Raw genomic sequence first — 20,989 nt, 5'->3', positions numbered from 1 at the left:
CGCACTGCGGGCGTCAGTGCCAATGCTTTATCGCTATTTTGAAAAGCTGATCGATATTTTCCGCGAAGCACCCACGCCTGCTCCACCCAGTACCGTCTGGGCGTTTTATTACTACTACCTGCGTCAGGTGTGGCCGATCTTTGCCGCCCTGCTGGTGGTCGGGCTGATTGCCGCCTTGATCGAGGTCTCACTGTTCAGCTACCTGAGCACACTGATTGACCTGACCCAGGGCACACCCAACACCGACTTCTTCAAGATCCACAGCAACGAACTGATCTGGATGGCAGTCGTCGCACTGATCATCCGCCCGATTTTCTTCGGCCTGCATGACCTGCTGGTGCACCAGACCCTGAGCCCGAGCATGACCAGCATGATCCGCTGGCAAAACCACAGCTACGTGCTCAAGCAAAGCCTCAACTTCTTTCAAAACGACTTCGCCGGCCGGATCGCTCAGCGCATCATGCAAACCGGCAACTCGCTGCGTGACTCGGCGGTGCAGGCGGTCGATGCCCTGTGGCATGTATTGATCTATGCCATCAGCTCGCTGGTGCTGTTTGCCGAGGCTGACTGGCGTCTGATGATCCCGCTGCTGACCTGGATCGCCTGCTATATCGGCGCCCTGTACTACTTCGTGCCCCGGGTCAAAGAACGCTCGGTGGTGTCCTCCGATGCCCGCTCCAAACTGATGGGCCGGATCGTTGACGGCTATACCAATATCACCACCCTCAAACTCTTTGCCCATACCAACTTCGAGCAGCAATACGCCCGCGAAGCAATCATCGAGCAGACCGAAAAAACCCAGCTGGCGAGCCGCGTAGTGACCAGCATGGATGTCACCATCACCACCCTCAACGGCCTGTTGATCGTCACCACCAGCGGTCTGGCATTGTGGCTGTGGAGCCAGTCGCTGATCAGCGTGGGGGCCATTGCCCTGGCCACAGGCCTGGTGATTCGCATCGTCAACATGTCCGGCTGGATCATGTGGGTAGTCAACGGCATCTTTGAAAACATCGGTATGGTCCAGGACGGCTTGCAGACCATTGCCCAGCCTGTGGCCGTGACTGATCGCGAACAGGCTCCGCGCCTGAATGTAGAGCGCGGCGAAGTGCGCTTTGAGCACGTGGACTTCCACTACGGCAAACGCAGCGGCATCATCAGCGACCTCAATCTGGTGATCAAACCCGGAGAGAAAATCGGCTTGATCGGTCCTTCCGGCGCGGGCAAGTCAACGCTGGTCAATCTGCTGTTGCGCCTGTACGACTTGCAAGGCGGAAAAATCCTGATCGACGGTCAGAATATCGCCCAAGTGACCCAGGAAAGCCTGCGCGAACAAATCGGCATGATTACCCAGGACACCTCGCTGCTGCATCGTTCGATCCGCGACAATCTGCTGTACGGCAAACCGGATGCCACCGATGAAGAGCTCTGGGAGGCCGTACGCAAGGCCCGCGCCGACGAGTTCATCCCGAACCTGTCAGATGCCCAGGGCCGTAGCGGCTTCGACGCCCACGTGGGCGAGCGCGGGGTCAAGCTCTCGGGGGGCCAGCGCCAGCGCATCGCCATTGCCCGGGTACTGCTCAAGAACGCGCCAATCCTGATCATGGACGAAGCCACCTCGGCGCTGGACTCCGAAGTTGAAGCAGCCATTCAGGAAAGCCTCGAAACCCTGATGCAAGGCAAAACCGTGATTGCCATCGCTCACCGGCTGTCCACCATCGCCCGCATGGACCGCCTGGTGGTCCTGGAAAAAGGCCATATTGCAGAGTCCGGAACCCATGCCGAACTGCTCGCCCACGGCGGTTTGTACGCTCGCCTGTGGCAGCACCAGACAGGCGGTTTTGTCGGTCTGGACTGAGTTTAAAAAAGCAGCTCTGCAACGCCACTGATACACAGCGCCAGCGCCCGTTTTTTAAGGGCTCTGGGGTTTTTCAGGGCGTTTGCCAATCCTTGGCGCCCTGGTGTATTTCAATAATCCCGGGGCGGGTGTGCGGAATGCTGAAGACGGCGATGTTGATCATCCCGGCGAGGATCAGGCCTGCCGGTAAGGCAGAGCCGACCTCGCCTCTTCGGCATACGCCAGCACCCCCACTCGCTCACGCGCCAGAAAATCACTCACTGCCGCTTTCAATCCCTGATGGCGCAAGTAATGCCAGGAGTGAGTGATGACCGGCTCAAAGCCGCGTATCAGCTTGTGCTCACCCTGGGCACCGGCGTCAAAGCGCTGGATACCGCCTGCGATGGCGTAGTCCATGCCCTGATAGAAACAGGTCTCGAAGTGCAGTCGGTCGAACTCGCCCAGGCACCCCCAATAGCGACCATACAGGCTGTCGCCGCCCACCAGGCTGAAGGCCATTGCCACCGGGCTTGAGCCCTGTCTGGCCAGCACCACACGAATGGACTCGGGCATGCGCTCGGCCAACAGGCTGAAAAATTCACGGGTCAGATACGGGGTTTGTCGACGCACTGCGTAGGTGTTGGCGTAGCAGGCATACACGAAATCCCATTGCGCCTCGCTCACCTGCTGACCTTCGAGCCATTCAAACTCGAATCCCTGCCCCGCCACTTGCTCGCGCTCTTTGCGCATTTGCTTGCGTTTGCGCGAGCTCAAACCATCGAGAAAGTCCTGAAAGTCACGGTACCCGCGATTTTGCCAATGAAACTGGCAGCCCAGCCGCTGCAGCCAGCCGGGCTGCTGTGACAAGGCCGTATCGGCCAGCGCATCGGTGAAATTGATATGGGCGCTGGAGAGCCCTTCTATCTCCAGGTAACCGGGCAATGCAGCCAGCAGTTCAAGCCCGTCGGCGCTACTGGCCGCCAGCAATCGCGGGCCGCTGACCGGGCTGAACGGCACCGCCGTCAGCAGCTTGGGGTAGTACTCGATACCCGCCCGCTCGCAGGCATTGGCCCATTCATGATCGAACACGTATTCGCCGTAGGAGTGCCATTTGCGATAACTGGGAAGCGCTGCCAGCAACTGACCATTTTCATAATGCAGCAGGTGCTCGGGCTGCCAGCCGGAATGGGGGCCCAGGCTGGCACTGTCTTCCAGTGCACTCAGAAAAGCATGGCGCAGGAACGGTTGCGCCACTGGCACCAATGCATCCCATTCGTGGGCCGAGATGGCGGACAGGCTGTCCAGGCGGTGTAACGGCATTGGTTGTCCCCGGAGTGCGACGTAGAGCGGCGATGGTAGCACCTGATGCCCGGTGGGAGCTGTTGGCTGGCGAAACCGCTGTCACAGATTCGATATCACTTTGCCACTTTTCTGTCATGTCCAGCCGCGATACTGGCGCCGCTTCTTAGAACGCAGGGTTATGAGCGGTTTGTTTGCAACAGGCTCAAGCCTCATTAACGCGAGCCCATCAAGGGCCGATTTTTCCTGAGATGGCCAGGGCCATCTCAACACTGGGAGTTTCATATGCGTCTTGTATCTACACGGGTTGCGGCGGGACTGTGTGGCGGACTGGTACTGGCCATGAGCGTCCCGGCCAGTGCCGGAGTCGATGCCAAACTGCTCGAAATGCTTAAAGCCAACGGCTCCATTTCACCGGCCCAATATGCCGAGCTGCAAACCGAACTCACCAGCGAAAAACAGGCCCAACAAGAAGCAGCCGCCAATCAGGTGAAAAAATCGGACCTCAGCGCCTTTGAACAAAAAGTGGCCTGGGCGGCCAAGACCGAATTCAAGGGCGACGTCAGGGTTCGCCAGGAAACGGTCAAGATCGATGGTGAGTCCGATGGTAAAAACAAGGATCGCCAACGAATTCGTGCTCGTCTGGGCGCCTACACCGAAATCAACCCGCAAGTGAATACCGGCATCCGTATCGCCACCGGCGGAGGCGACGATGCCCGCTCCACCAACCAGGATCTGGACAACTACTTCGACAAGAAACAACTGTGGCTCGATCAGGCCTACATCGATTATCACCCGACAGCCGTCAAGGACCTGCACCTGATTGGCGGCAAAATGCCCCAGCCGTGGGTCAGCATGGGCGACGTGATCTGGGATAGCGATATCAACCCGGAAGGTCTGGCCGCCACTTACAAGCACAACCTGGGTAACAGCGGCGTCGAGATGTTCGGTAGCGCCGGCTACTACACCCTCAAAGACAACGTCGACGGCGAAGGCGTGCAGTTTCGCAACGACTTGAGCCTGTATGCCGGTCAACTGGGCGCCCGTTTCGCACCCACCGACAGCCTGAAAGTGACCTTGGGCGGCAGTGTTTACAGTTACAACAATGACAAGGACAGCACCTGCCCTACTACCGGCACCAAGACCACGCCATGTGCGCTGGCAGTCAACGGCAACAGCACTGACGAGTTCCGCCTGTACGAAGGCTTCGGCCAGGTCGATATCGCCAACCTGCCAGTGCCGCTGTCGCTGTACGGTCAATACGTACATAACGCAGCCACCGACAGCGATCAGGACAATGCCTGGCTGGTGGGTTTCAAAAGCAAGCTGAACGCCTTCAGCCTGGACTACAACTACCGCGATATTCAGCGTAACGCGGTGGTGGGGGCATTCACTGACTCTGACTTTGCCAACGGCACTACCGGTTCACGGGGGCACAAGATCAAACTGGGCTACGAGATCGACAAGAACTTTGGTCTGGGCGTGACGTACTTCCTGACCAAGGCTGACTACGCAACCTCCACGCAGAAGGATGCCAATGCCAACACGCTGCAACTGGACGTAGAAGCCAAGTTCTAAGAGCAATCTGTTGAGCGCAGGTCGCGTCGATCCCCTCTTATCCGTCGACGATGCCTGCGCCCAACGCTTTATTGCCCGCCTGACTGCTCGCGCATCATCCGCTTGACCGTCATCTCAAGATCGACCGGTGGTGGTTCCGGCAATGTTTTAAGCGCGGCTCCCATCAACCGCATTTGCCGGGTAAAACGCCTGCAATTGGGGCAAAACAGCACATGGTGGCGCATCTGCAGGCGCTGACGAAATGTCAGCTGACCATCCAGGTAGTCGCTCGATCGGGCAACATATTGTTTGCAGGTCAACATTCCCCGGTTTCCTCGAAATGCTCCACGGTGGCGAAGACTTTAAGTCGGGCACGATGCACCAGCACCCTGGCATTGGAGAGCGATATCTGCAAAAGATTACAAATCTCCTCCAGCTCAAGCCCCTGACGATCGCGCAGTACCAGCACACTGCTTTGCAACTGCGGCAGACTGAGCAGCGTTTGCTCCAGGCATTCGCGCAACTCATGCTCTGTGAGCAGGGCTTCGGGGGTGTCCTGATGCCAGGCCAGGGGCGCCAGCAGCCAGTGCCCGTCCGAAGAGAACCGATCGTCGTCGATCGTACCGTGGGGCGAAGGTAAATCGTCGAGCAGCACTTCCCGACGATTTTGCTTGTAGCGGTTTTTGGCAGCGTTGGCGGTGATGGTTAGCAGCCAGGTTTTAAGGCTTGAACGGGATTCAAAACTGACAAGATTGCGTACCACCGCCAGCCAGGCATCCTGAACCGCTTCGTCGGCATGACGATTGCCCACAATGGCATAAGCCACGGCACGCATGGCCCCCTGATAGGTGCTGACCAGCTCCCGAAAGGCCTGCTGTTCACCGGCCAGCAGACGTTTGAGCAACTCAGTGTCGTCAGCAGCCATTGATACCTCGTCAGTTGTGAATCTGCAGGAGCCAGCTTGCTCGCGAGCGCTTTAAAAGCTCGCGAGCAACCTCGCTCCTGCGGGATCCGGGATCAGCGTTTACGCAGAATTATGCTGCCAATCGAATAGCCCGCACCGAACGAACTGAGCACCGCCAGCGAACCGCCTGGCAGATCGTCCTGATACTTGTGAAAGGCGATTACCGAGCCTGCCGAACTGGTATTGGCGTAGGTGTCGAGAATCACCGGTGCTTCTTCGACCGAGGCTTCGCGACCCAGCAGACGTTTGACGATCAGGTGGTTCATGCTCAGGTTGGCCTGGTGCAGCCAGAAGCGTTTCACATCGGCCACGTCGAGCTGGTTCTCTTGCAGATGCTGGGCAATCAGCTCGGCCACCATCGGGCACACATCGCGGAATACCTTGCGGCCTTCCTGGACGAACAGCTTGTCGGGGCTGTCTGGCGATTCGTCAGAAGCACGATTGAGGAAACCGAAGTTGTTGCGGATGTTGTTGGAGAAGGTGGTCAGCAGTTTGCTGCCGACGATATCGAACTGGTGCCGGGAAGTGGCCAGATCGGCACGCTCGACCAACACCGCAGTCGCCGCATCACCAAAGATGAAGTGACTGTCGCGGTCACGGAAGTTCAGATGGCCGGTGCACACTTCGGGGCTGATCAACAGCACCGCGCGGGCCTGCCCCAGCTGGACGCTGTTGCTGGCGGTCTGAATGCCGAAGGTCGCCGAAGAACAGGCCACGTTCATGTCAAAGCCAAAACCTTGAATGCCCAGCGCCTGTTGCACTTCAATGGCAATGGCCGGGTACGGGCGCTGCAGGTTGGAGCAGGCAACGATGACCCCGTCGATGTCGGCAGCGGTTTTGCCCGCTCGCTCAAGCGCCTGCTTCGCGGCGCCAACGGCCATTTCACAGAGCACCGACATTTCATCGTTGGAGCGTACAGGCAACCGTGGACGCATGCGCTGCGGGTCAAGGATGCCGTCCTTGTCCATCACAAAACGGCTTTTGATGCCTGAGGCCTTTTCGATAAAGGCGGCACTGGACTCGGCCAGAGGCTCGATTTCTCCGGCCTCGATGGCGGCGCTGTTATCCGCATTGAACTGCTGCACATAGGCATTGAAAGACTGCACCAGCTCTTCGTTGGAGATGCTGTTGGCCGGGGTGTACAGGCCGGTGCCGCTAATGACGACGTTATGCACGGTCGTTCCTCTTATTCTGTTCAAACAGAAGATATTGAATTCATTTCAGGCAGTGATAGCAGCGAAGTTTGCCATAAACGCCAACATTTGGCGTTACTTCACGATCGTCCATCTGTGCAGGAGCGAGCTTTCAAGCCGCCAGACAGCTCGCGAGCACGCTCGCTCCTGCAGGGTATTCAGGCGTCCACCTGGCTCCATTGTTTGCTCAGGCGTTTGTCCGAAATCGGCACTTTGGTCCCCAACTGCTGGCCGAACAGCGACACGCGATATTCCTCCAGCCACCAGCGATACAGCTCCAGCTGCGGGTCGCGCTTGCCTTCCTGGGCATGCTTGGTGGCCCGGGCCTGGTACTGCGCCCACAAACCGCTCAGCTCGCCACTCCAGACCCGGTCTTTCTGGACCTGGCCGGGGAGTTTCTCCAGGCGCATTTCAATGGCCTTGAGGTAGCGCGGCAGTTCCTTGAGCCAGACTGCCGGGGTTTCCCGGACAAAACCCGGATACACCAGATTGCCGAGCTGCTGCTTGATGTCATTCAGGGCAACCGCTTGAGCCAGATCGATCTTGCCCTTGAAGCGCTTTTGCAGCCCGTGCCACAGCTTGAGAATATCCAGCGTCAGCCTGGCCAGCTTTTCGGCATGCTCGGTCCAGGCCCCGCGCTTGCGCTCGGCAAGTGCAGCCAGGCCCGCACCATCGCGCGGCAGCACGGCTTCGCCTTCAAGGATGCAGCTGTCGAGGCTGGCCAGCAGAATGTCTTCCACCAGACTCTCGACCCTGCCCAGCTCGCGGTACAACAGGCCCAGTTCGGTCAGCCCCGGCAGCTTGGCGCGCAAGAATTTGGCAGGCTCGGCCAGTTGCTGCATCAACAACCGCTGGAGCGCCCGACGATGCTGATACTCAGCCTCGGCCGGGGTCGAGAAACGTCCTTCCTTGACGCTGTTGCCCTCTTCTACCAATGCCGGATAAACCGTCATCGACAACCCGGCAATCTTCTGCTGGGTTTTTTCAGCCACCGGGGCAAACACCTTGGCCTCTACCGGCTGCTGGTTTTTCGCTGTTTGCGGCACCGCCAACGCGGCCTGACTGGCCTGGGCAAAGCGTGCTGTCAGCTCGGCCAGATCGCGGCCTTCGCCGAGAAACTTGCCCTCGCCATCAACAATTTCGAGATTCATTTTCAGGTGGTTTTCCACCTGCTGCGCAGCTTCGGCCCAGGCTTCGTCACTCACCCGCGCCCCGGTCATGCGCAACAGCTCGCGACCCAGTGCCTGGGGCAACGACCCTTCGCCGTAGGCCATACGCTGCAAGGCGGCCTTGACGAAGTCCGGCACCGGCACAAAGTTTTTCCGTAGTGCCTTGGGCAGGCAGCGCACCAGAGCAATGCACTTGGCCTCGATCATGCCCGGCACCAGCCATTCCAGACGCTCGGGCGGCAACACCGAAAGCAACGGCGCAGGTACTTTGAGCGTCACCCCGTCCCGGGGATGGTTGGGCTCGAAGTGATAACTCAGCTCCAGGGTCAAATCCCCCAGATGCAGGGTGTCCGGGAAATGCTGGGCGGTGATTTCAGTGGCTTCACGGGCCAGCACGTCTTCTTCACGCATGATCAACAGCTGCGGATCTTTCTGGCTGTTGATGCGATACCAGCTGTCGAAGGTGGCAGTCTGATGAATTTCAGCAGGCAGTCGCGCGTCGTAGAACCCGTACAGGGTTTCTTCGTCGGCCAGAATATCGCGGCGCCGGGCCTTGGCCTCCAGCTCGTCAAGTTGCTCCAGCAGTTGGGCATTGGCCGTCAGGCACTTGGCCCGCGACTGGATTTCGCCCCGCACCAGACCTTCGCGGATAAACAGCTCGCGGGACATCACAGGGTCAATCGGCCCGTAATGCACGGCACGCCGACCGACCACGATCAGGCCGAACAAGGTGATCTGCTCAAAGGCCACCACTTGTCCGCGCTTCTTCTCCCAGTGCGGCTCAAAGTAGTTCTTTTTGATCAGGTGCCCGGCCAGCGGCTCGATCCAGTCCGGCTCGATCTTGGCCACCATTCGCGCATAGAGCTTGGTGGTCTCCACCAGTTCGGCGGTCATCAGCCATTGCGGGCGTTTTTTACCCAGGCCGGAAGAAGGATGAATCCAGAACCGGCGCTGACGTGCGCCGAGGTAATCCCCCTCTTCAGTCTTTTGCCCGATCTGGCTGAGCAAGCCGGACAACACCGCCTTGTGCAGCTTGGGGTAGTCGGCCGGTTCTTTATTGACCGTCAACTGCATGTCGCGGCAGATCAGACTCAATTGGCGGTGTGAATCGCGCCATTCGCGCAGCCGCAGGTAATTGAGGAAGTTCTTGCGACACCAGCTGCGCAACGGACTGGCGGTCAAGGCCTGGCGCTGCTCTTCAAAGCCGCGCCAGACATTGATCAGCCCGGCGAAATCGGAGTCCACGTCTTTCCATTGGGCGTGGGCCTGATCCGCCGCTTGCTGGCGCTCGGGCGGACGCTCACGGGGGTCCTGTACCGACATCGCACTGGCAACAATCAACACTTCCTGCAAACTGCCGAGCCTGGCTGCTTCCAGCAGCATGCGACCCATGCGCGGGTCCACCGGCAAGCGCGCCAGTTGACGCCCCAGCGGTGTGAGCTGGTTCTCGCGGTTCACTGCCGACAGTTCTTGCAACAGGTTGAAACCGTCAGTGATGGCCTTGCCATCCGGCGGTTCGATAAACGGGAACGCAGTAATCTCGCCCAGACGCAGATGCAACATCTGCAAGATGACGGCGGCAAGGTTGGTGCGCAGAATTTCCGGATCAGTAAATTCCGGGCGCCCGTTGAAGTCTTCTTCGGCGTACAAACGCACACAGATACCCGGTTCAACCCGACCGCAACGGCCTTTACGCTGATTGGCGCTGGCCTGGGAAATCGCTTCGATGGGCAGGCGCTGAACCTTGGCCCGATAGCTATAGCGGCTGATACGGGCGGTGCCGCTGTCGATCACATAGCGAATGCCCGGCACCGTCAGCGAGGTTTCAGCCACGTTGGTTGCCAGCACCACGCGGCGCCCCGGGTGCGACTGGAAAATGCGCTGCTGCTCGGCAGGTGACAATCGCGCATACAGAGGCAGAATTTCGGTGTGCTTGAGTTGCGCCTTGCGCAGCATCTCGGCGGCGTCGCGAATTTCCCGCTCACCGGGCAAGAACACCAGCACATCGCCGGGGCTTTTGCGTTCACTGCGCTCAAAGGCGGCAATTTCATCAAGGGTGGCAATGATCGCCTGGTCGACGCTCAAATCTTCCTCGACACTGTTGCCCTCTTCATCCTGCTCCGAGGTCAGCGGTCGATACCAGGTCTCGACCGGGAAGGTACGGCCCGATACCTCGACAATCGGCGCATCGTTGAAGTGCTTGGAGAAGCGCTCCAGATCGATGGTGGCCGAAGTGATGATAACTTTCAGGTCTGGACGACGCGGCAGCAGGATTTTCAGGTAGCCCAGCAAAAAATCGATGTTCAGGCTACGTTCGTGGGCTTCGTCGACGATGATCGTGTCGTAGCGTTCCAGATAACGGTCGTGCTGGGTTTCGGCCAGCAGGATACCGTCAGTCATCAGTTTGACCAGGGTGTTGGAATCGCTTTGATCCTCAAACCGCACCTGGTACCCCACCAGCGCGCCCAACGGCGTGGCCAGTTCTTCGGCCACCCGGCTGGCTACGCTGCGCGCCGCAATTCGACGGGGCTGGGTATGGCCGATCAAACCGTGTTGACCGCGACCGATTTCCAGACAGATTTTCGGCAACTGGGTGGTTTTACCCGAGCCGGTTTCACCGGCCAGAATCAGCACCTGATGCTTGAGCAACGCGGCCTTGATCTCATCGCGCTTGGCGGCGATCGGCAGGTTTTCGTCATAACGAATCAGCGGCACACTGGCCGCCCGCGCTTTCACCTGCGCGCACGACGCCTGCACCCGCTCGGCCCACGCGGCCAATTTGGCCACGTCGTCAGGCTTTTTGCGCAGCTCATGCAATTGCCGACGCAGTTTATGGCGGTCGGCAATCATGGCTTGATCAAGGTTTTTCAACAGTTGGTCGATAGCAGGCGATTCGTCAGTCATCAGGCGCGCAAAAGTCTTCGTAAATGCAGGGGGCGGATTGTCGCAGATTTGGCCCCACCCCGTGAACGGGATCTACAGCTGGATATGGCATCCATGCCAAAGGCGCCGTTACTCGGAGGCGGGCAGCTGCCGGCCGGTGGCCTGAGGTTTTCCCGCCACCGCCACCGCCAGTTCCAGAACAGCCAGGGCCACCAGCCCCCAGATAAACCAGGTCTTGCCGGCAGTCACCAGTAGCCAGCCCCCCCGGCCTCGAGCGTTGTCCGTGCACAGGGATATTGCGCCCGGGCAGCCATTGCCTTGCGCGCTGTATCCCCTAAACTGCCCGGCTCAAACCTTGTAAGGAATCACCGTGAGACTTGTCGATATTGCACGGATGCTGTCACTGGCAGGCATTTGGGGCGCCAGCTTTCTGTTTATGCGGATTATTGCGCCGGTGATCGGGACCATTCCTACCGCGTTTTTTCGAGTATCCATAGCCGCTACCGGTCTGGTGGTGATTCTGGCGCTGATGCGCGTGAGCTGGAATTTCGGCGGAAAGCTCAAGGTGATTTTGATCCTGGGGGTAATCAACTCGGGCATTCCGGCCACGTTGTATTCGGTGGCGGCCCAGGTATTGCCTGCTGGTTATTCATCAATATTCAACGCGACCACACCGCTGATGGGCGTGCTGATTGGCGGGTTGTTCTTTAGCGAAAAACTCACTGCGACCAAAATGGCCGGTGTGTTTTTAGGCTTGTTCGGTGTCGGCATCCTGACGCGTGCCGGGCCAGTGGCATTTGATATGGATCTGCTGATGGGCGCCCTCGCCTGTCTGCTGGCCACCACCTGTTATGGCTTTGCCGGTTTCCTGGCGCGCCGCTGGCTGGATCAGCAAGGCGGGCTAGACCCCCGTCTTTCGGCACTGGGCAGCATGCTCGGGGCCACGCTGTTTCTGTTGCCACTGTTTGCCCTGAGCGCCATCAACCAGCCGCCGGCCAGTTGGGGCGGAGCAAGCGTGTGGCTTTCCCTTTTGGGCCTTGGACTGGTCTGTACGGCGTTTGCCTACATTCTGTACTTCCGCCTACTGACCAGCATTGGTCCGGTCAAATCCATGACCGTGACCTTTATGATTCCGCCATTTGGCGTGCTGTGGGGCGCGTTGTTTCTGGATGAGCCGCTGTCAATGGCACATATCTACGGCGGGTTGCTGATCGCTGTAGCGGTATGGCTGGTGCTCAAGCCTGCTGCAGTGGCAAAAGCTGTAAACCCGTGAGACCACGGATCTGCAGGAGCGAGCTGTATCGCGGGACAAGTACAGCTCGCTCCTGCAGGTCAGGGTGTCAGGCCGTTTTACGGAACACGAACACCAGCCCGATGATGATCAGCGCCATGCCCAGCAAGCTCAAAGCCGCCAGTTTGTTGCCGAAAATCAGATAGTCCATCACCGCGGTCACCGCCGGCACCAGATAAAACAGGCTGGTGACGTTGACCAGATTGCCTTTGGCGATCATCCGGTACAGCAGCAAGGTCGCCAGTACTGAAACCACCAGCCCCATCCACAACACCGGCACCACAAACCCGGCACTGTGTTCGAAGTGAAATGGCTGAAACGGTACAAACACCGCACATACCAGCAACCCTGCAAGGTATTGCAGCGGCAGCGTACCCAGCGGGTTTTGGGTGATGCGCTTTTGCATCAAGGTGCCCGCCGTCATGCTGGCCAGTGCCAGCAAGGCATACAGCATGCCGGTCCAGGACAAACCTGCCAGACCGATGCCCTGGTAGACCACCAGGATCAAACCGCCCAGCCCCAGCAGCAACCCCAGAGACCGACTGAAGGAATGCCGCCGCTCCATGATCACGGCGGTCAGGATCGGTTGCACCCCCATCACGGTGGCCATCACCCCCGGGGTTACTTTCAGATCCAGCGCCAGCAGGTAAAAAATCTGATAGGCGCCCAACAGCACTACACCGGTGGCCAGGGCATAGCTGATCCCCTTGACGCCACGGGGCAGTTGAAACTTCATCAACGGGATTATCAGCACCAGCGCCAGCAAGGCGATGGCAAAACGGATCAACAAAAAGGCAAAGGGCGATGCATGGGCCAGCCCCCACTTGGAGAAGATGGCACCACTGCTCCACAGCAGAACGAACAGGCTCGTGGAAACAGCCGCCAGCGCGGACTCTTTAGAAATCGAAAACATGGGTAACACCTGTCATCAGGCAAAAAAGCCAACTCAGCCAAAGCTGAAGTTCAGAGGTTTTTCAGGCGGGTACGGGCAGCTGAAAGATCAGTTCAGCCCGCGACAACAACACCTGGTGGCGACGCCACAGTGCGGCTGACAGGAGGGGGATAGTGACTAATCTGCGCAGGCTGCTGGTTTGCGCACGGCACCACGCCAGCAGAGACTGCTGAAACGACAACGCTGTGGGAGAGGCAAACCGGCATGGGCTGATCTTTTTTGGAGAGAAGATGCGGAGCGCTTGGGCTCATCGAGCGCTGACTATAACCAGCGCCCGATACAAATTGCAATGCTTTAACCGAACAACCAGCGCCATAACAACAGCAGCACGATCACGGCCAATATTGGACGGGCCACGCGGTAAAGTTTGGGGTTACGGCGCTTCCATTGTTTGACCACACCACTGAAACGGTCGCTGAACGTCTTGCTCCAGGCATAGGCCTTGTTGATGCCGCCTACGCGCTCGTCATCGGTGTTCTGTGGAGCGGTGGCTTTGCCCAGCTGAGCACTGACCCAGCGGTTGATGCGCGTCATCAGGGGGCTGGTGAGCGGCCGTTCGATGTCACAAAAGAGGATGACGCGGGTGATGTCGGTTTCATTCTTGACCCAGTGCACGTAGGTCTCGTCGAACATCACGTCCTCGCCGTCGCGCCAGGAATACTCTTCGCCATCAACGAAAATCCGGCAAGCATCCGAGTTGGGTGTCGACAGGCCCAGGTGATAACGCAACGAACCTGCGAACGGGTCACGGTGCGGGTTGAGGTGGCTGCCCCCCGGCAACAGCGCAAACATCGCGCCTTTAACGTTGGGGATGCTGTTCACCAGCTCGACGGTCTTGGGGCACAGCAGTTCGGCTGATGGCAGCGCTTTGTCGTACCACTTGAGGTAAAAACGCTTCCAGCCTTTTTTGAAGAACGATCCAAAACCGGCATCGTTGTTCTTTTCGGCGGCGCGGATATAGCCCTCATCGAACAGGTGCATGGCTTCTTCGCGAATCACTTGCCAGTTGTCTTTAAGAACATCCAGCTCGGGAAACTTGCTGCGGTCCAGGTAGGGCCGGGACGGGACGCCGGAGAACAGATACATCAAGGCGTTATAGGGCGCAAAGAACGCGGAGTGGTTGACGAACTGGCGCAACACCGGCAGGCGCGCCTTGCCGCGCAAATGCACGTAAAGGATGCTGCCGACAAACAGCAGTATCAACCCTGCCTTGATGGCGAAGGATAAGGTCATGCAACAACTCCTCGAAAATAGGCAACCTGCCCCGGTCTGTCATGCAACGTGGCAGCCGGCCATGATAAACACTCCCGGCCCCGGGCAAAACCCGCCTGATCCAACATTCAGCGTTAAGGAAGACGTAATAACGAGTCAATAGTGCATAAGTCGCAGCTCTGAGCGCTTGATTTGGGTCAGTTGCATCCGCCTGGCGGGGGCCGGCTTGCCTGCGACAGCACCACGATGCCTGAATCGCTGGCAAGCCTGCACCCTGGGAAACGGGCTTACTGCTGTAATTCCTGCTCGCTGAACATATCGCTGAACAGGTAGCTCGACAGGTAGCGCTCACCCGAGTCGGGGAGGATCACAACGATAGTCTTGCCCTGCATTTCCGGGGTTTCAGCCAAACGTACTGCCACAGCCATTGCCGCGCCGCATGAGATCCCGCACAAGATGCCTTCTTCGTGCATCAGACGCAGGGCCATGGCCTTGGATTCGTCATCACTGACCAGTTCGACTTTATCGAGAATCGACAAATCGAGGTTTTTCGGTACAAAACCGGCACCGATGCCCTGGATCTTGTGGGGCGAGGGTTTGATCTCTTCACCGGCCAGCGCCTGGGTGATGACCGGCGAGGTGATGGGTTCTACCGCAACCGACAGAATCGGCTTGCCCTGGGTGTGTTTGATATAGCGGGAAATGCCGGTGATGGTGCCACCGGTTCCCACTCCAGCCACCAGCACGTCAATGCCGCCGTCAGTATCGTTCCAGATTTCCGGTCCGGTGGTTTTCTCATGGATTGCCGGGTTGGCCGGGTTTTCGAACTGCTGGGGCATGAAGTACTGCTCAGGATCGCTGTTACAGATCTGCGCAGCCTTGTCGATGGCCCCTTTCATACCCTTGGTCGGCTCGGTCAGTACCAGTTCGGCGCCCAGCGCCTTGAGCACCTTGCGCCGCTCGATACTCATGGAGGACGGCATGGTCAGCATCAATTTGTAACCGCGGGCAGCCGCGACAAAGGCCAGACCGATGCCGGTATTGCCCGACGTCGGTTCAATGATGGTCATGCCGGGTTTGAGCACACCACGGCTTTCGGCGTCCCAGATCATATTGGCGCCGATCCGGCACTTCACCGAATAGCCCGGGTTACGGCCCTCGATCTTGGCCAGAATGGTCACGCCACGGGGCGCAATACTGTTGATTTGTACCAGAGGCGTGTTACCGATGGAGTGCGCGTTATCTACAAAAATGCGGCTCATGGCGGGGTCCTTATTCACCTTTTGGGAAGGCCTCAAGGGTAGGCCTCGTGTTCCCGGGCGTCCAGTCATGGCGTGACGCGCCATTCAGAGACTGAATGGCGCGTCTGCGTTCACCTCGGACGGGCGTCGCGTTATAGTCGGACATACTTTTTTGTTCTCCCGCCCTGCCCCTTGCAGGGCCCGGGTCCTGGTTTGAGGAATTGCAGATGAAGTTTGAAGGCACCCGCGCCTACGTGGCCACCGATGACCTGAAACTGGCGGTCAACGCGGCCATCACCCTGGAGCGCCCGCTGCTGGTCAAAGGTGAACCCGGCACCGGCAAGACCATGCTCGCCGAGCAACTGGCCGAATCCTTCGGTTGCAAGCTGATCACCTGGCACATCAAGTCCACCACCAAGGCCCATCAGGGCCTGTACGAGTACGACGCGGTCAGCCGTCTGCGTGATTCGCAGCTGGGGGTCGATAAAGTCCACGATGTGCGCAATTACCTGAAAAAGGGCAAGTTGTGGGAAGCCTTCGAAGCTGAAGAGCGGGTCATTTTGCTGATCGACGAAATCGACAAGGCCGACATCGAGTTCCCGAACGACCTGCTGCAAGAACTCGACAAGATGGAGTTCTACGTTTACGAGACCGACGAAACCATCAAGGCCAAAGTGCGCCCGATCATCATCATTACCTCCAACAACGAAAAAGAACTGCCGGATGCCTTCCTGCGCCGTTGCTTCTTCCACTACATCAGCTTCCCGGACCGCAGCACCCTGCAAAAGATCGTCGACGTACACTTCCCCGACATCAAGAAAGAACTGGTCAGTGAAGCGCTGGACGTGTTTTTCGACGTACGCAAAGTGCCCGGCCTGAAGAAAAAGCCTTCGACCTCCGAGCTGGTGGACTGGCTGAAACTGCTGATGGCCGACAATATTGGCGAGGCCGTGCTGCGCGAGCGCGATCCGACCAAAGCCATCCCGCCACTGGCCGGCGCTCTGGTGAAGAACGAACAGGACGTGCAATTGCTGGAGCGTCTGGCGTTCATGAGCCGTCGCGCTAATCGCTGATTTTTCCAGAAGGCGATAAGCATGCTGCTTAATCTGTTCAATGAAATGCGGGCGGCCAAGGTGCCGGTTTCTGTGCGCGAGTTGCTGGACTTGATCAACGCGCTGAAGCACCACGTGACCTTCGCCGACATGGACGAATTTTATTATTTGGCGCGCACCATCCTGGTCAAGGACGAGCGTCATTTCGACAAGTTCGATCGCGCATTCGGCGCCTACTTCAATGGCCTGCAGAACCTCAACGAGCACCTTGAGGCCCTGATTCCCGAAGACTGGTTGCGCAAGGAATTCGAGCGCTCGCTGAGCGACGAAGACCGGGCGCAGTTGCAATCGCTGGGGGGCCTGGACAAGCTGATTGAAGCGTTCAAACAGCGTCTTGAAGAGCAAAAGGAACGCCATGCCGGTGGCAACAAATGGATCGGCACCGGTGGCACCAGCCCGTTCGGCTCTGGGGGCTATCACCCTGAAGGCATCCGGGTGGGCGACGCCGGCGCGCGCCAGGGCAAGGCCGCCAAGGTCTGGGAGCAGCGCGAGTACAAGAACCTCGACGATCAGGTCGAACTGGGCACGCGCAATATCAAGGTGGCTCTGCGGCGCCTGCGCAAGTTTGCCCGCCAGGGTGCGGCAGAAGAGCTGGATATCGATGGCACCATCGACCACACCGCCCGCGATGCCGGCCTGCTGAACATTCAGATGCGCCCTGAACGGCGCAACAACATCAAACTGCTGTTGCTGTTTGATATTGGCGGCTCGATGGATTCACACGTGAAGATCTGCGAGGAGTTGTTCTCGGCCTGTAAAACCGAGTTCAAGCATCTGGAGTACTTCTACTTCCATAACTTCATTTATGAGTCGGTATGGAAGAACAACCAGCGTCGTCAGGTCGAACGTATTTCCACCCAGGATCTGCTGAACAAATACGGCGCCGACTACAAGGTGATCTTTATTGGCGACGCGGCCATGGGCCCCTATGAAATCACCCACGCGGGGGGCAGTGTCGAACACTGGAATGAAGAGCCAGGTTACAAGTGGATGCAACGCTTCATGGAGAAATACAAAAAGCTGATCTGGATTAATCCTTACCCGAAAGACACGTGGAACTACACCGCTTCGACCGGGATCGTACGCGACCTTATCGAAGACCGGATGTACCCCTTGACGCCGGACGGTCTGGAACAAGGGATGCGGTTTCTGGCCAAGTAATGATGCCCCCTGCAGGAGCGAACACCCTCGCTCCTGCAGGCTGGGTTGTTATTCGGCAAACCGCTGCATGAACGCCACCTGCTGGCGCTGCGCCGCATCCTGGGTGGTCGGACGCATGTACACCACTTCCCCCGGCAAACACTGGGCCAGACGTGCCAGCGCCAGCGGGGTCAAGGCGCCGAGACGCGGGTAGCCGCCAATGGTCTGACGGTCATTGAGCAATACAATCGGCTGGCCATCCGGCGGGACCTGAATCGCCCCCTGCGGGATACCTTCGGAAATCATCGGCGCGCCCTGATAGACCAGTGCCGGCCCCAGCAGGCGGATGCCCATGCGGTCGGCGCGACTGTCGAGGGTCCATGGATTATTGAAGGCGTCAAAGGTGCTTTGACCACTGAAAGCACCTATTTGGGCACCCAGCACCACATCCAGCAACGGCTTGGGACTGAACTCGGGCAGGTACCGGGACGGCAGTTCACGCAACGGCTGCGCAGCCCCGCCATAACTCAGCTCATCGCCTGCCGCCAGCGCCCGGCCAAAGCCATCGGGGCCGCCGAGCTGCTCACGAACCACAGTGGAGCAACTGCCCAGCACTTGAGGGGCGCCAAAACCTGCCGGTGCGGCCAGATAGGTGCGGGCACCGCTCATCGGCTGAGTGAAGGTCAGGGTCTGGCCTTTTCTCAGAGAGAAACTGCGCCAGGGCTTCAAGGCTTGTCCGTCTACCGTTGCTGCCAGATCTGCGCCGGCCAGAGCCAGCGTGCAATCGTCCCGGGCGATAACAGATAAGCCGCCGAGGGTGATTTCGATGACCGCCGCGTCTGGCGAGTTGCCCAGCAGCCAGTTGGCCCAGGCCATGGACATCCAGTCCGCAGCCCCGCCCTGGGTCACGCCCAGGTGCCGTACGCCGAAACGACCGGCGTCCTGCAGCAGGCAAAACGGATTACTGGCCTGAATCAGTAAACGGCTCATGCCAAGACCTCCTGGGGCGTGTCATCACCGCCTAGACGGATAAACTCAGCACGGCTGACAGGGGCGAATTGCACCCTGTCGCCTGGCTGCATGAGGCTGTAACCCTCGCGCTCGCGATCAAACAATGCGCTCGGGGTACGGCCGATAAGGTTCCAGCCGCCGGGCGACTGCGCGGGATAGGCCGCGGTCTGGCGCTCGGCAATCCCGACGCTGCCGGTGGCGACACGTTTGCGCGGGGTGGCCAGACGCGGTGCGGCCAGGGCTTCTTCGACCAGCCCCATAAAGGCAAAACCCGGGGCAAAGCCCAGGGCGAAGACCTGATATTGATGCTCACTGTGACGACGGATGACTTCGCTCACCGACCAGCCGGTGCGCTTGGCCAGCAAGGCGAGTTCCGGCCCCACACTCAGGTCGTACCACACTGGCAGTACGTGACACTGGCCAAGGTTTTGGGTTTCCGGGCGCAGGTCAGTCAAGGCCTGGGCGATTCGCTCCCGGGCCTGGGCCGGCGTCAGTGCCAGGCCGTCGTAGTGCACCATCAAGGTGGTGTAGGACGGCACCAGATCGGTCAGATACTCGGCGAAGCAAATGCGCAGGCGCTCGCTGGCAGCCAGCATCCACGGCATGTTGGTTTCTGCAATTTCATCGAACAGACGCAGCATCAGGCAGTCGATGGCCACCACTTCAATGCGCGGCTTCATCCCTGCGCCTGCTGGCTCAGGGCCTGGCGAATCCGTTGCACGGCGGCGACCGAGCCGGCGTTGTCGCCATGCACGCACAGCGTGTTGGCGTGCAGGTGCAAGGCACTGCCGTCATTGGCCACCAGAGGCTGGCCAGCCGCAATGGTCAGGGCCTGTTGCACGATAATCTCGGCGTCGTGATGCACCGCCCCCGGCAGTTGCCGCGAAACCAGGCGCCCGGCGCTGTCGTAAGCGCGGTCGGCAAAGGCCTCGAACCACAGAGTCACGCCGAACTCATCACCAATGGCTTGCGCCGCGCTGTTGTCGCGGGTGGCCATCAGCATCAGCGGCAAGCCCGGGTCGTAAGCGGCCACGGCCTGCACCACCGCCCGCAACTGTGCGGGGCTGGCCATCATGTCGTTGTACATGGCGCCGTGGGGTTTGACGTAGCTGACTCGCGTGCCCTGGGCGCGGCAGATGCCGTCCAGAGCGCCGATCTGATAGTGCAGCAGGTCTTGCAGCTCTTGCGCCGAGTAGGCCATGGAGCGTCGACCAAAGCCGGCGAGGTCTTGATACGCGGGGTGGGCGCCGATTTTCACATCATGGGCCAACGCCAGACCTACGGTTTTGCGCATGATGCCCGGGTCGCCTGCGTGAAAACCGCAGGCAATGTTGGCGCAATCAATAAACGGCATGACCTCGGCATCCAGGCCCATGGTCCAGCTGCCAAAACTCTCACCAATATCGCAATTCAATAACAGGCGGCTCACGGCGATGCTCCTGTGGTCTTTTTATAGTTTAGGTGCAGGCATTTTTGGACAGCAGCACGCCGTTCGTCCAACTAATAAAAGCCGGACTCAGGGATAAGAAAAAGTTGATTGCTTAAATTTCTGCCGGGCCAACCGCTGTTCTGCAGGCGCAGGTCAGGATTAGCTGTTGCGTGCTCGGCGGGCAATTCGCTCGCGCTGGCGTTTACCGCCCAGAACGACCCAGTCCACCAGGCGCAGGAAGCCTTCGATGATGAAGGAAAACAACAGGGCTCCGGCCATCGCCCAGCCAATGGCGGTCGGGGACAGCAGCACCTGATAGCTGTAGGTGTCGATGGTTTCCTGACGAATTGCCGGATCGGCCGCGTAGGCCACTTGCAGTGCACGCATGTACCACGGCCCCTGCATGGCCTGGAACTGATCGTCGAGCAGACGCTGGCGGCTGAGCAATGTGCCCAGGCTGTTGGCATCGCTGCGAAATACCGGGTCGTCACTGGCCCGGTAATGCGCAACCAGCGCTTGCAGATCGCCTTTGAAAAACTGGTTGGCGGTGTTCTGGAAACCCGCCAGCCCGGTTTGCGCTTCGATCAGGTGAGCTTCGACGCGGTTGGCGTAATCATTGATAAACCCCGGCACTTGCACGCCGATCAACAGGCCCAACGTAAACAACACCAACCGCAGATAGCTCAGAAACATGCAGGCGCA

The 20,989-nt window shown here is 59.1% G+C and carries 17 protein-coding genes; 5 read left to right on the top strand and 12 right to left on the bottom strand.

All coding sequences use genetic code 11. The features are described from left to right. Window positions 1-22: 22 nt before the first annotated feature. Window positions 23-1,855: an ABC transporter ATP-binding protein gene (locus JQ845_RS11490; protein ID WP_003441666.1), complete on the top strand. Its 1,833-nt coding sequence runs from the start codon at window positions 23-25 to the stop codon at window positions 1,853-1,855. Window positions 1,856-2,029: 174 nt separating this feature from the next. Here JQ845_RS11490 and JQ845_RS11485 read toward each other — a convergent pair whose 3' ends face one another. Next, the gene (locus tag JQ845_RS11485) at window positions 2,030-3,154 is read right to left on the bottom strand and encodes a GNAT family N-acetyltransferase (RefSeq protein ID WP_161718792.1); all 1,125 of its coding nucleotides are present in this window, start codon (window positions 3,152-3,154) and stop codon (window positions 2,030-2,032) included. A 264-nt stretch (window positions 3,155-3,418) separates the two neighbouring features. On the opposite strand from JQ845_RS11485, the gene JQ845_RS11480 reads away from it, so the two are divergent. Further along, on the top strand, window positions 3,419-4,711 hold the full coding sequence (locus JQ845_RS11480) for a putative porin (RefSeq protein ID WP_203009010.1): 1,293 nt from the start codon (window positions 3,419-3,421) through the stop codon (window positions 4,709-4,711). 68 nt (window positions 4,712-4,779) lie between these two features. Here the strand turns inward: JQ845_RS11480 and JQ845_RS11475 are convergent, their stop codons facing one another. From JQ845_RS11475 to hrpA, 4 genes are all read right to left on the bottom strand, one after another. Continuing rightward, window positions 4,780-5,013 carry an anti-sigma factor family protein gene (locus JQ845_RS11475; protein ID WP_010656465.1) on the bottom strand — a complete coding sequence of 78 codons (234 nt, stop codon included), beginning with the start codon at window positions 5,011-5,013 and terminating at the stop codon, window positions 4,780-4,782. Continuing rightward, window positions 5,007-5,615, bottom strand: a complete 609-nt coding sequence (locus JQ845_RS11470) for an RNA polymerase sigma factor (protein WP_003441656.1) — start codon at window positions 5,613-5,615, stop codon at window positions 5,007-5,009. The genes JQ845_RS11475 and JQ845_RS11470 overlap by 7 nt, the downstream gene beginning before the upstream one ends. A gap of 92 nt (window positions 5,616-5,707) precedes the next feature. Next, window positions 5,708-6,829: a beta-ketoacyl-ACP synthase III gene (locus tag JQ845_RS11465; RefSeq protein ID WP_003441654.1), complete on the bottom strand. Its 1,122-nt coding sequence runs from the start codon at window positions 6,827-6,829 to the stop codon at window positions 5,708-5,710. A gap of 176 nt (window positions 6,830-7,005) precedes the next feature. After that, entirely contained in the window at window positions 7,006-10,920 is a 3,915-nt protein-coding gene (hrpA, locus tag JQ845_RS11460; RefSeq protein WP_003441652.1) for an ATP-dependent RNA helicase HrpA, read from the bottom strand. A gap of 349 nt (window positions 10,921-11,269) precedes the next feature. Here hrpA and JQ845_RS11455 point away from each other — a divergent pair, with 349 nt between their 5' ends. Continuing rightward, window positions 11,270-12,172, top strand: a complete 903-nt coding sequence (locus JQ845_RS11455; RefSeq protein ID WP_003441650.1) for a DMT family transporter — start codon at window positions 11,270-11,272, stop codon at window positions 12,170-12,172. Window positions 12,173-12,239: 67 nt separating this feature from the next. On the opposite strand, the gene JQ845_RS11450 is transcribed toward JQ845_RS11455, so the two are convergent. From JQ845_RS11450 to cysK, 3 genes are all read right to left on the bottom strand, one after another. Beyond that, window positions 12,240-13,103 carry a DMT family transporter gene (locus JQ845_RS11450; RefSeq protein WP_003441648.1) on the bottom strand — a complete coding sequence of 288 codons (864 nt, stop codon included), beginning with the start codon at window positions 13,101-13,103 and terminating at the stop codon, window positions 12,240-12,242. 333 nt (window positions 13,104-13,436) lie between these two features. After that, on the bottom strand, window positions 13,437-14,375 hold the full coding sequence (locus tag JQ845_RS11445) for an aspartyl/asparaginyl beta-hydroxylase domain-containing protein (protein WP_003441646.1): 939 nt from the start codon (window positions 14,373-14,375) through the stop codon (window positions 13,437-13,439). Between the two features lie 266 nt (window positions 14,376-14,641). After that, on the bottom strand, window positions 14,642-15,616 hold the full coding sequence (gene cysK / locus JQ845_RS11440; RefSeq protein WP_010656467.1) for a cysteine synthase A: 975 nt from the start codon (window positions 15,614-15,616) through the stop codon (window positions 14,642-14,644). A 206-nt stretch (window positions 15,617-15,822) separates the two neighbouring features. Here cysK and JQ845_RS11435 point away from each other — a divergent pair, with 206 nt between their 5' ends. Both JQ845_RS11435 and JQ845_RS11430 read left to right on the top strand, forming a co-directional pair. Continuing rightward, on the top strand, window positions 15,823-16,668 hold the full coding sequence (locus tag JQ845_RS11435) for an AAA family ATPase (protein ID WP_003441642.1): 846 nt from the start codon (window positions 15,823-15,825) through the stop codon (window positions 16,666-16,668). A gap of 21 nt (window positions 16,669-16,689) precedes the next feature. Further along, window positions 16,690-17,868 carry a vWA domain-containing protein gene (locus tag JQ845_RS11430; RefSeq protein ID WP_003441640.1) on the top strand — a complete coding sequence of 393 codons (1,179 nt, stop codon included), beginning with the start codon at window positions 16,690-16,692 and terminating at the stop codon, window positions 17,866-17,868. Window positions 17,869-17,916: 48 nt separating this feature from the next. Here JQ845_RS11430 and JQ845_RS11425 read toward each other — a convergent pair whose 3' ends face one another. The 4 genes from JQ845_RS11425 to JQ845_RS11410 all read right to left on the bottom strand — a co-directional run bounded on the left by JQ845_RS11425 (window position 17,917) and on the right by JQ845_RS11410 (window position 20,980). Then, window positions 17,917-18,837 (bottom strand): 5-oxoprolinase subunit C family protein, encoded by a 921-nt coding sequence (locus tag JQ845_RS11425; protein WP_203009009.1) that lies wholly within the window; start codon window positions 18,835-18,837, stop codon window positions 17,917-17,919. Further along, window positions 18,834-19,538 (bottom strand): 5-oxoprolinase subunit B family protein, encoded by a 705-nt coding sequence (locus JQ845_RS11420; protein ID WP_010656468.1) that lies wholly within the window; start codon window positions 19,536-19,538, stop codon window positions 18,834-18,836. The genes JQ845_RS11425 and JQ845_RS11420 overlap by 4 nt, the downstream gene beginning before the upstream one ends. Beyond that, window positions 19,535-20,287: a 5-oxoprolinase subunit PxpA gene (locus JQ845_RS11415; protein ID WP_003441635.1), complete on the bottom strand. Its 753-nt coding sequence runs from the start codon at window positions 20,285-20,287 to the stop codon at window positions 19,535-19,537. The genes JQ845_RS11420 and JQ845_RS11415 overlap by 4 nt, the downstream gene beginning before the upstream one ends. Window positions 20,288-20,446: 159 nt before the next feature. Then, on the bottom strand, window positions 20,447-20,980 hold the full coding sequence (locus JQ845_RS11410) for a DUF2937 family protein (RefSeq protein ID WP_160628133.1): 534 nt from the start codon (window positions 20,978-20,980) through the stop codon (window positions 20,447-20,449). Window positions 20,981-20,989: the final 9 nt, after the last annotated feature.

The sequence above is a fragment of the Pseudomonas paraversuta genome, from assembly GCF_904063065.1.
GTDB lineage: Bacteria > Pseudomonadota > Gammaproteobacteria > Pseudomonadales > Pseudomonadaceae > Aquipseudomonas > Aquipseudomonas paraversuta.
This window is presented reverse-complemented; position numbering and strand designations above follow the sequence as displayed.